The sequence below is a fragment of the Streptomyces venezuelae genome (assembly GCF_008642355.1).
GTDB lineage: Bacteria > Actinomycetota > Actinomycetes > Streptomycetales > Streptomycetaceae > Streptomyces > Streptomyces venezuelae_B.
In genome coordinates, this window is the sequence record NZ_CP029193.1 from 7,755,684 (window position 1) to 7,767,953 (window position 12,270).

Genomic DNA, 12,270 nt, shown 5'->3' on the forward strand with positions numbered 1-12,270 from the left:
TTCCTCGTCATGTATTTCGCTAGGGTTTTCGCATGCGCGCCGACCGGTTGGTTTCCCTGGTGCTCCTCCTGCGCCGCCGCGGTCGGATGACGGCGGACGCGCTCGCCCGCGAGCTCGAGGTGTCCGCCCGCACCGTGCTGCGCGACATGGAGGCGCTCTCCGCGGCCGGCGTCCCCGTCTACGCCGAGCGCGGCCGGAACGGCGGGTTCGCGTTGCTGCCCGACTTCCGGACAGCACTCACCGGACTGAACCACGACGAAGCGCTCGCCCTGCTCATCGCCGGATCACGGCGCGGTGCCCAGTTGTTCGGCCTCGGCTCGTCCCTCGCCTCGGCCATGCTCAAGGTGTTCGACGCGCTGCCCGAGAACCTTCGGGGCACCGCGACCGGTGCGGCACAGCGACTCCTCGTCGACCCGGAGACGGACCTCCTCGCGCGCCGCGTGGACAGCGAGGAACTGCCCGAGCCGATCGTCGCCGAGGTCCGGCGCGCGGTGTTCGCCGGGCACAGGTTGCGTATCCACTACGCGGCCGTGGGCCAGGCGGCGAAGTGGCGCACGGTGGACCCGATCGGCCTGGTCACCGTGCGCGGCCAGGGGTACCTGTTGGCCGTGCGCGGCGGCGCCGACCGCACCTACCGGCTGTCCCGGGTACTGGCCGCCGAGGCACTCGGCGAACCCGCGCGGCGACCGGACACGGTCGACCTGGACCGCGTCTGGCAGGAACGCAACACACAGTTCCGCAACGGTGGCGGTGAGCAGGTCCTCGTACGGGTGCGGGTGGACCCGGCGCGTCGCGAGGACCTGGTGGCCACGGCGCTCACTGTCCGCGGCGAGGACGCGCAGGACGCGGGCCGGCCGCGGTTGGATCTGGTGTTCCAGGACGCCCGGCACGCCGAATGGGCGCTGTGGGAGCTCGCCGCGCACGCCGAAGTGCTGTCCCCGGAGTGGCTGCGCGCATCCCTCCGCGACCGCGCCGCCGCCATCGCCGCGCTCTACGCGCCGCCTGCCTCGCCCCAGGTCACAGGGAGTTCGTGGACACCGTAGATGTTCATGCCCTCCCGCAGGGGGACGTCCTCCGGTGCCGCGGCGAGGCGGAGGGTGGGGAAGCGGGTGAGCAGGGCCGGGAAGGCGACCCGCATCTCGACGCGGGCCAACTGCTGGCCCAGGCACTGGTGGATGCCGTGGCCGAAGCCGAGGTGGCCGGTGGCCTTGCGGCGCAGGTCGAGCCTGTCGGGGTCGGGGAACCTCGCCGGGTCGCGGTTCGCCGCCTCCATCGACAGGGCGACGGACTCGCCCTTCCTGATGAGCCTGCCCTCCACCTCCACGTCCTCCAGCGCCGCGCGCAGTCCGGTCTGGGCGATGGTGGCATACCGCATCAGTTCTTCGACGGCCTGATCGACGAGGCCCGGTTCCGCACGCAGGGCAGCCAGTTGGTCCGGGTTGGACAGCAGGGCGAACGTGCCGAACGCGATCATGTTGGCCGTGGTGTCGAGCCCCGCGCCGAGCAGGAACCCGCCGATGCCGGTGAGTTCGTCGTCCGTGAGGTCGCTGGTGGTCAGGTCGCCGAGAAGGTCGTCGGTCGGCGTGGTGCGCTTCCCCATGACCAGCTTCCGCATGTACTCGTCTATCGCGACCATGGCCGCCGCGCGCTCCTCCTCCGAGGAGCTCAAGGTCATGGATGTCGCGACGTGTCGCTGGAACATGTCCTGGTCGGCGTAGGGCACGCCGAGCAGTTCGCAGATCATGAGCGCGGGGATGGGCCGCGCGTACGCCTCCATGAGGTCGACGACCGGCCCCCGGCGCTCCATCGCGTCCAGATGCTCGGTGGTGATCTGCTCCACGCGTTCCGTGAGCAGCCGCATGCGGCGCACGGTGAACTTGCCGGCGAGCAGCCGCCGGTAGCGCGTGTGCTCGGGAGCGTCGATGCCGGTCATGTCGCCCGTGGGCGCGGGCGGCAGTTCGCCGGTGAAGCCCGTGTCGAAGGGTACGTGCGCCAGTTCGTAGCGCGAGCTGAAACGTACGTCGCCCAGGATCGCGCGGACCGCGGCGTGACCGGTGGCCAACCAGCCCACATGGCCGTCGGGGTACCGCAGGCGCGTGAGCGGTCGCTCCTCGCGCAGGCGGGTCAGCTCTGCGGGCGGATCGAACGGGCAGCCCTTGGCGCGAGTCGTGGGAAAGGCGGCCACAGGGGCGTCCGGAGTTGCGGGGGTGTCAGAGGCGGCGGGGCCTTCGGGATGGGTCGATGCGTCGTTCTGCATGGTGCGTCCCCTCGGATGCGTACGACGGTGCAGTGGCGCCAGCATGGCACAGAACTGGCGCCGTGTGGCGCCCATATGAGCCAAAGTGGCTCGGCGTGGCTCAGGCGAGTGGGGGTGCTCGGTGTGATCGAGTACGGACGGGTGCGGCGACTGAGTACGCGTACTCATGATTCGTCCCCTTCGGCCACGCACGCTGGACACGCAACCCGATGAGAGGAAGACAACTGTGCACAGCAGCATCCGAGTTCGCCCGGCGGCCGGCGCATCCGGCAGGAGGTCGGCGCGGTCCGTCGTGGCACTCGCGCTGGCGGGTGCGGCAGCCGCCGCGGTGCTGACCGGCTGTTCCATGGAGGACGCGGTCTGCGGTGGCGGCGAGTATCCGGTCCTGCACGTGGGCAGCAGCGGCTCCGCGTGCCAGCCCGACGGCGAGGACCCGCCGAAGGGCTACGCCCGCTATCCGGAGGGCAAGGTCCCGGAGCACATCGGGGACAAGTGGGACGAGTACTGGAACAAGCACACGCTCGACGAGGACGGAAAAATCGTCGAGCTGAAGGACGGTCAGTGAGCGAAGCGCGCAACTCGCCGCGCCTCCACGGGTGTGAGCGCGTGCTGAGCGGGCACTCGATGTGTGGGCCCCGCCGTGTCTCCCCCGTCGCGGCGGGGCCTGCCGGGTTTCCGGACGAAGCCGGTTCCGCGTCGGGGCCGTGGGCGGCGCCGGACATGAGTGGTGCCCGCCCCCGGGGGATGTCGAGGCGGGCACCGGTCCATGGGCCGCTCGCGCGGCGGCGCGTCAGCCGAACTTCACCGAGCTGATCCTGTTGTCGAAGCCGATGGTGGCCAGGTCGGCCACGTCACCGTTGATGACCTTGGACGCTCCGGTGCAGCCCGGACCCGACCAGATCTTCGCCGAGCCGTCGAGCGAGATCGACGAGGTCACCTTGGGGCGCGCGAGATCCTGGCAGCCCTCACCTGCGATGCCCTGGGCGGGGCCGTCGTCCGAGAAATTCGCGTCGTCGAAGAGGATGGCGCTGGTGGCGGGCGCCTGCTGTGCGCCGTCTTCGGGTGCGGAGGCGTCGGGCGTCGGAGCGTCCGTCGCGGTCCCGTCTTCCTGTTCCTGGCCGGACTTCTGTCCGTCGGGCTGTACGCCGAACCACGTGCCGCCGACACCCTGCCCGTTGGTGTCGCCCGGCTTGGTGTCCTTGCTGAAGCGGTAGACCGGCCAGCCGCCGATGGTGACCTGGTGGGTGCCGTCGTCACGGGTGATGACGCCCACCTGCGACCGTTCCACACCCTGGACGAAGATCTTGCCGCCCGGGTTCACGAGAACGGGCGGCCACGTGGTGGCGCAGGCGTCGTTGCAGTTGGACTTGGACGGCGACGCGGTGTCGTTGTCGAAGCGGTACAGGGTGAAGCCCGAACCATTGACGACCACCGGATCGAGGGCGCCCGCCCTGCCCGCCGAGAGCTGGACCCACTTCCGCTGCACGGGTTTGGACGCGGGCTTTCCGGGCGGGTTGGCCCAGTCCCCGGTGTTCTCGGGAGCCTTGTTCTGCCGCGCGGTACCGGACTTGAGGGCGAGCTCCATGGAGCCGGACGTGTCACGCGTCGCCTCCGCGCCCGCGTTCTTGGCGTCCGATCCGCCCTCGTCGCCCCCGCCGCACGCGGACAGGAGCAGGGCTCCCGCCGCGGCGAAGGACGCCAGCAGCACGCCCTTCCGGCGGTACGTGCCGCTCGCCGTGCCGCTGCTCGCCTTGGTTCCGGTCATGTTGTTCATCGCATCTCCTCGGTCGGGCCCCCTGAAGGGGTGCCGCTGACTCGCTCGGCCTTTCGAGACGTGAGTACGCGTCCGGAGCGCGTCGCCGTTCAGCGCGAACGGGACCGAGACCAAACCGAGACATTGTCTAAAGTTCGATCTCCTCCGGTAGTCGATCAACTCGGTTGTGGACCAGGGCAGTTGTCCCGGCCGCGGGTTTCGTTCACCGCGCGACGGCTACTCGTCCCGGACCGAAGGGAGGGGTCCCCGTGACCGTCACGACAACCCCGCCAGGCACCCGGGCGAGGCCGGCCGCGGCATACGAAGAGCCCATGACCGCGTCCGCAACCCCAGCGACGAAGGAACCGGAGGAATGTAGCCACGAGGATCTCGTCCGCTACCTGGAGGACCGTTTCGCCTGTGCGCAGGCTTGCGACGACTGCGCACGCGTGTGCCTCGTGCGCGAAGGCCCGGCCGGACCGGGAGAGGCACCCCGCCTCAACACCGCCTGCGCGGACGTGTGCGAAGCGACGTCCCGCGTCCTGGCCGAACAGAGCGACCAGGACGAGCAACGCGTCCGCATGCAGGTCGAGTGGTGCCGCGCGATCTGCCTCCAGTGCGCTTCCCTCTGCGACCTGCACCCCGCAGCGGCGGACTGCGCGGAAGCCTGCCGCCGCTGCGCGAAGGCGTGCGACGCCTTCCTGACGACGCTCGGCTGAACAACTCGGCATCGGCCGGGAACCAACAGGGACCTCCGTCCGACCAGTGCATCAGAACCCCGCGCGGTCACGCGCATCCGTGCACTGGAACGAGGTAGCAGGCCCATGAACTGGTACGAGGACGACGATTTCTGGTCGGACTTCGCCGAGACCATGTTCTCCGAGCGCAGGCGCGCGGACGTGGAGGTCCTCGTCGGCGGATCCTCGCTGCTCCGCTTCCCTGCCGGGAGCCGGGTCCTCGACCTGTGCTGCGGCCCCGGCCTGTACCTCGTGCCGCTGGCCCGCGCCGGGAGCGCGGTCACCGGGGTCGACCTCAGCCCCGCCATGCTGAAGCGCGCCGACGCCGCGTGCGACGCGGCGGGCGTCGACGTCCGGCTGGTGCGAGGGGACATGCTCACGTACGTCGAGCCGGAGACGTACGACGTGGTGCTCAACCTCTTCACCTCGTTCGGCTACTTCGACGACCCCCGGGACAACGAGTGCGTGCTGCGCAACGCCCACGACTCGCTCGTGCCGGGCGGACGGCTGCTCGTCGACGTGATGGGCAAGGAGGTCCTCGCCGGCTGGATCGGCCGACCCCAGGTCGTCGACCTCGACGGCGGTGCGTACGTACTGCAGCGCGACACCGTCCTGGACAGCTGGACCCGGCTGCGCACCGACTGGACGCTGGTCCGGGACGGCGAGGCGCGCGCGGCGTCGATCACCTCCTTCCTCTACAGCGCGGCCGAGCTGAGCGCCCTCTTCGAGGCGGCGGGCTTCACCGACGTGCGCTGTTACGGCGACTTCGACGGCGGCCCGTACGACAACCACTCGAAGCGGCTGATCGTGACCGGCACCCGCCCTGAACTCTCGGCCTCATGACCGAGGCGACATCCGCGACGCCGCCCGCGAGCCGCGCCGCCGGCTCGCGGCGCACACCGCGCCAGGACTCCGACGGACAACCCGTCGGCCGCGGGCGGCTGTTGACCACGCTCACGGCACTCTCGGTGACGCTGGTGGTCTCCGTCCTGGCCGGCATCGCGCTGGGACCGACCGTCGTACCCCCCGGTGACGTCGTGCACTTCCTCACCGCCGCGCTCACCGGAGGCACCATCGACGCGGACGACGCGTCGGGGTACGCCATCGTCTGGCACGTGCGCACGCCACGGGTGCTGCTGGCCGCGGTGGTCGGCGCCGGGCTCTCCGTCGTGGGCGTCGCCATCCAGGCGCTGGTGCGCAACGCCCTCGCGGACCCGTTCGTGCTCGGCATCTCGTCCGGCGCCTCGGTGGGAGCCACCGCCGTCGTCGTGTTCGGCATCTTCGCGGGCCTCGGGGTCTACGCCCTCTCGGCCGCCGCCTTCCTCGGAGCTCTCGGCGCGACCGTGCTCGTGTACCTGGCCGCGCGCGGGCCTCTCGGGCTCACGCCGCTGCGGCTGGTGCTGACCGGAGTGGCGCTGGCGTACGGCTTCCAGGCGCTCATGAGCGTGCTGGTGTTCCTCGCGCCGAACGGGCAGGCCGCGCGGACCGTGCTGTTCTGGCTGCTCGGCAGCCTCGGCTCCGCGACCTGGGAGTCCCTGCCCCTGGTGACGGCGGCGGTCCTCGTCGCGGTCGTCGTACTGCTGCGGCACAGCCGGTCGCTCGACGTCCTGTCGCTCGGCGACGAGACCGCGGCCAGCCTGGGCGTGGACGCGGACGCGCTGCGCCGCGGCCTGTTCGTGCTCACCGCGGCCGTCACCGGGCTGATCGTCGCGGTCAGCGGCGCCATCGGCTTCGTCGGTCTCGTCCTGCCGCACGTGGTGCGGATCTGGGTCGGCTCCACGCACCGGCGCGTCCTCGCCGTCGCGCCGCCGGCCGGCGCCTGCTTCATGGTGTGGGTCGATCTCGTGGCCCGTACCGCGTTCGCCCCCGAGGAGCTGCCGCTCGGGGTGATCACCGCGCTGATCGGCGTACCGGTGTTCGTCGTCCTGATGCGCCGCCGCGGCTATCTCTTCGGAGGCCGGTAGATGGTTCTCTCCCTCCGCGCCCTGACCGTCGAGGCGGCTGGACGCGCCCTCGTCGACCGACTCAGCCTCGATGTGGCCACCGGTTCGATCGTCGGACTCGTCGGCCCCAACGGCAGCGGCAAGTCCACCGCGCTGCGCTGCGTCTACCGTGCGCTGAAGCCGACGTCAGGGGCCGTGCTGCTCGACGGCACCGACCTGACGTCGCTGAAACTGCGCGACAGCGCCCGTTCCGTCGCCGCGCTGACCCAGGAGAGCCACACCGAACTCGACTTCACCGTCGAGGAAGTGGTCGCCCTGGGCCGCGCCCCGCACGCACAGGGCAACCACCCCCTGACCGACCGCGAACGTGAGCTGTGCCGAGAGGCCATGGACCGGCTCGACGTCGCCCACCTCGCCGACCGCAGCGTCCTCAGCCTCTCCGGCGGCGAGCGCCAACGCGTCCTCGTGGCGCGCGCTCTCGTACAGGAGCCCCGCCTGCTGGTCCTCGACGAGCCCACGAACCACCTCGACGTCCGCCACCAGGTGGAGCTCCTGTCCTTCCTGCGCGGCTCGGCGCTGACCGTGTTCACGGCCCTGCACGACCTGAACCTCGCGGCGCAGGTCTGCGACCGCGTCGCCGTGCTCGGCGCGGGATGCCTGGTCGCCGCCGGCGACCCGGCCGAGGTCCTCACCCCGGAGCTGGTGCGCAAGGTGTTCGGCGTCGACGCGGTCGTCGTGCCGCACCCGCGTACGGGCCTCCCCCAACTCCTCTACGACCTCGCCCCGCCCCCGCCGCTCCCCGACATCCCCGCACCGGCTTCCCCGTCCCCGGAAGGACCCCACACGTGACCCGACCACCGTTCCCCCGAGCCCTCGCAGCCGGGTTGCTGACCACCGGGCTCCTGCTCACCGGCTGCGGCGCCGAGGTCGAATCGGCGGCGGGCGGCAAGCCCGGCACCGGTTCCGGGAAGGACACCGACACCGTCACCGTCTCCAACTGCGGCAAGGACATCACGTACACCCGCCCGCGGCGCGCCATCGCGTACGACGTCAGCGGAGCGGAGAAGATGTTCGCCCTCGGCCTCGCGGACCGCATGCGCGGCTACGTCATGAACAAGCTCGGCGACCCGTCCATCAAGGGATCGCCCTGGCGCGAGAAGTACGCCGAGGTCGACCGGCTCGGCAACGAACGCATCACCCGCGAGATCGTCGTCGACGCGAAGGCCGACTGGGTCCTCGCTGGCTGGAACTCCGGGTTCAGCGAGGAACGCGGCATCACCCCCGCCCTGCTGGACAAGGTGAACGTCGCCAGCTACCTGCACACCGAGACCTGCTGGGACTACGGCGACAAGAGCGTCGACTCATCGCCGCTCCAGGCGCTCTACACGGACCTGGACAACCTCGGGAAGATCTTCGGTGTCGAGAAGCGCGCCGACGAACTGGTCGGCGACCTCAAGGAGCGGGTCGCCGCGCTGAAGAAGACGTGGCCCGCGAAGGGCGACCCGGCCAAGGTGTTCGTCTACGACTCCGGCACCGACCAGCCGTTCACGGCGGGCCGGCACGCCGCACCCGACGACATCATCACCGCCGCCGGCGGCACGAATGTCTTCGGGGACCTCGACAAGGGGTGGACGACGGTGGGCTGGGAGCCGGTCATCAAGGCCAAGCCCGACGTCATCGTGATCGTCGACTACGCCGACCAGCCGGCGAAGGACAAGATCGCCTACCTCAAGAAGCTGCCGAGCCTGAAGTCCGTACCGGCGGTGAAGAACAACCGCTTCCACGTCATGTCGTACGGCGATGTCGTGAGCGGCCCCCGCAACGTCGCGGGCGCCGAGAACCTGGGCCGCTACCTGCGTTCGGTCGGGCGGTGACGGCGACCGTGACCGCCCGGGTCCACGACCACATCACCGACGCGATAAAGGCCCCGGACCTGCTGCGTCTCTCCGACAACGTCGTCCTCGCACGCTTCGAGACCCTCAAGGTGTACGCCGCCCTCGGCGCGGTCCGCACCCTGCTCGAACGCGGAACCGTGAAACCGGGCCAGACCCTCGTCGACAGCTCCAGCGGCATCTACGCCCTCGCCCTGGCCATGGCCTGCCACCGCTACGGCCTGCACTGCCACATCGTCGCCTCCACCACCGTCGACGCCACGATGCGCGCCCAACTGGAGGTGCTCGGCGCCACCGTGGACCAGATGCCGCCCTCGGAGGACCTGCGGCTCGACCAGGAGGGCAGGGTCAGACGGGTGCGCCGGCTGCTGGCCGAGCGGCCCGGCATGCACTGGATGCGGCAGTACCACGACGCCGTCCACTACACCGGCTACCGGGAGTTCGCCGCGCTCGTCGACCGCGCGCTGCCCGGCGTACCGCTGACCGTGGTCGGGGCCGTCGGCACCGGCTCGTCGAGCGGTGGCCTCGTCGAGGCGCTGCGCGGGCGCGACCGCGACGTACGCCTGCTGGGCGTGCAGCCCTTCGGCAGTGTCACGTTCGGCAGCGAACGGTTCAGTGACCCCGAGGCGATCATCGCCGGGATCGGCAGCTCCATCCCCTTCGACAACGTCCACCACGACCTGTACGACACCCTCCACTGGCTCGACTTCCGGCACGCCATGGCGGGCGCGGTGGGACTGCTGCGCGACCACGCCGTCTTCGCCGGTCTGTCGACCGGAGCGGCGCATCTGGTCGCGGGCTGGGAGGCGGCGCGTGACCCCGAGCGCACGCACCTGGTCATCGGCGCCGACACCGGACACCGCTACACCGACCGCGTCTTCGCCCGCCACCGCGAGGCACTCGACCCGCGCACGCTGAAACCGCACCAGATCACCGACCTCGCGGACCTCACGCCGCCCTGGTCGGCGATGGAGTGGAACCGGCGGCGCTACGAGGTACGGGCCGGGGGAACCGGGGCAGCCGTACCCGCCCCGGTGAAGGCGCGGCTCGTACGGGAGACGGACGCACGCGTACGACCCGTGGACCCGCTCACGCTTTCGGGCGCCCCGCTCGGAGCACCGCACCAGGAGGACCAGGCACCGTGACCATCGCCGCACTCGAAGCACTCACCTTCGGCCTGGGCCGCCTCGTCGAGGCCGCGGCCGACGCGGGGCACCGCCTGTGCCTGCTGACCGGCGACCGCGACGTCTACCGTCACGAACTCGCCCACCTCGACCCCGGGGCCCTCGACATCGTCGACGTCGACACCCACGACGCCGGGGCCTGCGCGGCCGCCCTGTCGGCCGTGCCCGACCTGAGCGGGCTCATCAACTCGACCGACACGTGGAGCGTCCCCGGCGCCGACCTGGCCGCCAAGTTCGGTCTGCCGGGACCCGACCCGACCGCGGTCCGGCTCCTGCGCGACAAGAGCCGGGTGCGGGCGCTCCTCCACGAGCGGGGCCTGAGCGCGAGCCGTGCCGTGGCGGTTCCGGCGCAGGTTTCCTCGGCCGCCGAGATCCTCAGGGAGGTCGGCCTGCCCGCCGTCCTGAAGGACTCCGCGGGCACGTCCTCCCGCAACGTATGGCCGGTGCGGGACGAGCGGCAGCTGCGCACCGCACTCGCCGAGGCGTCCCGACGCGCTTTCAACGGGCAGTTGTTCGCCGAGCGCTTCTTCTCAGGACCGGTCTACAGCGCGGAGACGCTCGGCTGGCAGGGTGAGACGAAGCTGCTCGGAGTCCTGAGCCGCCAGATGTCGCCCGAGCCGTCCGTCCGTGAGGAGGCCGCCGCGTTCCCCGTGGCCTTCCCGCTCGCCGAACTCGGCCGTATCGAGGAGTGGGCGGGGCGTGTCCTGTCCGCCGCGGGCCACGACAGCGGCTTCGCGCACGTGGAGTTCGTCCTCACCGCGGACGGCCCGGAGCTGGTGGAGATCAACCGCCGCATCGGTGGCGCCCTCGTCGGCGAGGCCCTGTGCCGCGCCCTGGGCACCAACGTCTACGACGCCTTGGTCGACACCGCGCTCGGCCACCGCCCCGCACTCCTGGACGCCGTGACGACCGGGTCCGCACCCGGACCGGCCACGGCTTTCGTGCTCGTCTACCCCGACCGTCCCGGTACCCTCACCGGCTGGACGGGCCTCGACGGGCTGGCGGCGTTCCCCGGCTCGCCCGAGTGGTACCCGACCGCCGTCCCGGGGCGGCGCGTGCAGCACCTGAACGACCAGCGCGGATGCACGGGAATCGTGCTGGCCGAGGCCGAGACCGCCGAACTCGCCCTGCACAGGGCGCTCAGCGCGGCCGGCAGCATACGCCCGACCGTCGAGGCCGACGAAGACCGAGAATGACCCCGTCACCCCACAAACCGACACCCGCACCAAAACGGATGCGGTCATCGCCACTGACACGCCTGGCACAGTTCACTCACTTCACCGCCCCGCAGTACTTCCTCCTCGCCGGCTCGTTCCTCATACCCCTGGGCAGCTTCGCCGTGCTGCCCTTCATGTCGGTGCTGCTGCACGAACGGCTGGGCATGGGGCTCGGCGCCGTGGGCGTGGTGCTGGCCGTCGCCTCGTTCGTGCAGTTCTCGGGCGGTGTCGTCGGGGCGGCCCTGGCCGAACGCATCGGCCTGCAGCGCACCATGCTGCTGGCCCTGGTGATCCGCACGGCGGGTTTCGCGGCGTTCCTGCCGGGGCTGAGCAGGCCGACGTGGGCGGTCGCCGCCCTGTTCCTCGTCTCCGCCGGGGCCGCGCTTTACCTGCCCGCCAACAAGGCGTACCTGGTCACGGGGGTGGGGGAGGAGCGGCGCGCCCCGCTCCTTTCCGCGAGCAGCTCGGCGCTCAACGCGGGCATCGCACTGGGCCCCATCGCGGCCGCCCCCTTCGTCCTGACGGCGTCGGCGGGGCTCTTCACGGCGGTCGCCGTGCTGTTCGCCCTGATCACGGCGGGGCACGCGCTGCTGCCGCAGGCGACGCCGGAAGCGCCTCCCGAGGACGACCACAGCACGCAGTCGGCGGCCGAGAAGCCGTCGGCCCTGCTCCCTTTCGCGATCACCGTTCTGAGTGTGTACGTCTTCATGTTCTTCCAGCACTACCTCGCGCTGTACGCGGTGGGCAGGACGTCGACGTACTTCTACGGTCTGGTCCTCGCCCTCTACGCCCTCCTCCTCGTGGTCACCCAGCCCCTCCTGTCGGACTGGACGGCCCACCTGCCCTACCCGCGCGCCCTGCGCATCGGTTTCACGGCACTGGCCGCGGGCATGGCGGCGCTGGCCCTCGGCCACCCGGCCGCCATCCTCGGCGGGGCGCTGCTCATCTGCGCCGGCGAGATCGTCCTGTTCCTGAAGAACGACCTCGAAGCGCTGGCGCTGTCCCCCCGCTCGCCCGCGGTCGTCTTCGGCCGACAGCGCCTGGCGGCCGGGATCGGCGCGTTCGCGAGCGGGATCGTGGGGGGAGAGGGCTACGCGTGGGCGGAACGCACGGACCACACCGGCCTGTTCTGGCTGGCGGTGGCGGCGCAGTGCGCGCTGCTGCCACCGCTGCTGCTACGTGCCCTGCGCGGGCCCATTCCCTATTTCTGCAACGGGTTCTACTCTGTCCGCCGTCGGGTCCGGGAGCGAGCGCGCCGAGCGCCGATCCAGTAGAGCCTGGAGGGGC

12 protein-coding genes are annotated in these 12,270 nt (G+C 71.3%); 10 read left to right on the forward strand and 2 right to left on the reverse strand.

Annotation, left to right across the window (positions count from 1 at the left end; genetic code table 11):
* Nucleotides 1–32: 32 nt before the first annotated feature.
* The gene (locus DEJ47_RS34955) at nucleotides 33–1,043 is read left to right on the forward strand and encodes a helix-turn-helix transcriptional regulator (protein ID WP_150175125.1); all 1,011 of its coding nucleotides are present in this window, start codon (nucleotides 33–35) and stop codon (nucleotides 1,041–1,043) included.
* On the opposite strand, the gene DEJ47_RS34960 is transcribed toward DEJ47_RS34955, so the two are convergent.
* Nucleotides 992–2,257, reverse strand: a complete 1,266-nt coding sequence (locus DEJ47_RS34960; RefSeq protein WP_150175126.1) for a cytochrome P450 — start codon at nucleotides 2,255–2,257, stop codon at nucleotides 992–994. The two genes, DEJ47_RS34955 and DEJ47_RS34960, sit on opposite strands and share 52 nt — an antisense overlap.
* A gap of 292 nt (nucleotides 2,258–2,549) precedes the next feature.
* Here DEJ47_RS34960 and DEJ47_RS34965 point away from each other — a divergent pair, with 292 nt between their 5' ends.
* Nucleotides 2,550–2,822, forward strand: a complete 273-nt coding sequence (locus DEJ47_RS34965) for an SCO0607 family lipoprotein (RefSeq protein WP_190415711.1) — start codon at nucleotides 2,550–2,552, stop codon at nucleotides 2,820–2,822.
* A gap of 225 nt (nucleotides 2,823–3,047) precedes the next feature.
* On the opposite strand, the gene DEJ47_RS34970 is transcribed toward DEJ47_RS34965, so the two are convergent.
* Nucleotides 3,048–4,031 carry a hypothetical protein gene (locus tag DEJ47_RS34970; protein ID WP_223828632.1) on the reverse strand — a complete coding sequence of 328 codons (984 nt, stop codon included), beginning with the start codon at nucleotides 4,029–4,031 and terminating at the stop codon, nucleotides 3,048–3,050.
* Between the two features lie 311 nt (nucleotides 4,032–4,342).
* Between DEJ47_RS34970 and DEJ47_RS34975 the strand changes: the two genes are divergently transcribed.
* The 8 genes from DEJ47_RS34975 to DEJ47_RS35010 all read left to right on the forward strand — a co-directional run bounded on the left by DEJ47_RS34975 (nucleotide 4,343) and on the right by DEJ47_RS35010 (nucleotide 12,257).
* Entirely contained in the window at nucleotides 4,343–4,729 is a 387-nt protein-coding gene (locus DEJ47_RS34975; protein ID WP_150175127.1) for a ferredoxin, read from the forward strand.
* Between the two features lie 105 nt (nucleotides 4,730–4,834).
* Complete coding sequence (locus tag DEJ47_RS34980) at nucleotides 4,835–5,590, forward strand: class I SAM-dependent methyltransferase (RefSeq protein ID WP_150175128.1); 756 nt, start codon at nucleotides 4,835–4,837, stop codon at nucleotides 5,588–5,590.
* The gene (locus DEJ47_RS34985; protein ID WP_150175129.1) at nucleotides 5,587–6,711 is read left to right on the forward strand and encodes a FecCD family ABC transporter permease; all 1,125 of its coding nucleotides are present in this window, start codon (nucleotides 5,587–5,589) and stop codon (nucleotides 6,709–6,711) included. The genes DEJ47_RS34980 and DEJ47_RS34985 overlap by 4 nt, the downstream gene beginning before the upstream one ends.
* Nucleotides 6,712–7,539, forward strand: coding sequence for an ABC transporter ATP-binding protein (locus DEJ47_RS34990; RefSeq protein WP_150175130.1), 828 nt, complete (start codon nucleotides 6,712–6,714; stop codon nucleotides 7,537–7,539).
* Nucleotides 7,536–8,564, forward strand: coding sequence for an ABC transporter substrate-binding protein (locus DEJ47_RS34995; RefSeq protein WP_190415713.1), 1,029 nt, complete (start codon nucleotides 7,536–7,538; stop codon nucleotides 8,562–8,564). Before DEJ47_RS34990 ends, DEJ47_RS34995 begins: the two co-directional genes overlap by 4 nt.
* The gene (locus DEJ47_RS35000; RefSeq protein WP_150175131.1) at nucleotides 8,561–9,727 is read left to right on the forward strand and encodes a pyridoxal-phosphate dependent enzyme; all 1,167 of its coding nucleotides are present in this window, start codon (nucleotides 8,561–8,563) and stop codon (nucleotides 9,725–9,727) included. The genes DEJ47_RS34995 and DEJ47_RS35000 overlap by 4 nt, the downstream gene beginning before the upstream one ends.
* On the forward strand, nucleotides 9,724–10,962 hold the full coding sequence (locus DEJ47_RS35005) for an ATP-grasp domain-containing protein (RefSeq protein ID WP_150175132.1): 1,239 nt from the start codon (nucleotides 9,724–9,726) through the stop codon (nucleotides 10,960–10,962). Before DEJ47_RS35000 ends, DEJ47_RS35005 begins: the two co-directional genes overlap by 4 nt.
* A 38-nt stretch (nucleotides 10,963–11,000) precedes the next feature.
* A complete protein-coding gene (locus tag DEJ47_RS35010; protein WP_150175133.1) occupies nucleotides 11,001–12,257 on the forward strand; it encodes an MFS transporter in 1,257 nt (418 codons plus the stop codon).
* Nucleotides 12,258–12,270: the final 13 nt, after the last annotated feature.

Coding starts and splice junctions, on each gene's coding strand:
- DEJ47_RS35010 (WP_150175133.1), top strand. CDS start 11,001: ATGCGGTCATCGCCACTGACACGCCTGGCACAGTTCACTCACTTCACC.
- DEJ47_RS34960 (WP_150175126.1), bottom strand. CDS start 2,257: ATGCAGAACGACGCATCGACCCATCCCGAAGGCCCCGCCGCCTCTGAC.
- DEJ47_RS34955 (WP_150175125.1), top strand. CDS start 33: ATGCGCGCCGACCGGTTGGTTTCCCTGGTGCTCCTCCTGCGCCGCCGC.
- DEJ47_RS34970 (WP_223828632.1), bottom strand. CDS start 4,031: ATGAACAACATGACCGGAACCAAGGCGAGCAGCGGCACGGCGAGCGGC.
- DEJ47_RS34980 (WP_150175128.1), top strand. CDS start 4,835: ATGAACTGGTACGAGGACGACGATTTCTGGTCGGACTTCGCCGAGACC.
- DEJ47_RS34975 (WP_150175127.1), top strand. CDS start 4,343: ATGACCGCGTCCGCAACCCCAGCGACGAAGGAACCGGAGGAATGTAGC.
- DEJ47_RS34990 (WP_150175130.1), top strand. CDS start 6,712: ATGGTTCTCTCCCTCCGCGCCCTGACCGTCGAGGCGGCTGGACGCGCC.
- DEJ47_RS34985 (WP_150175129.1), top strand. CDS start 5,587: ATGACCGAGGCGACATCCGCGACGCCGCCCGCGAGCCGCGCCGCCGGC.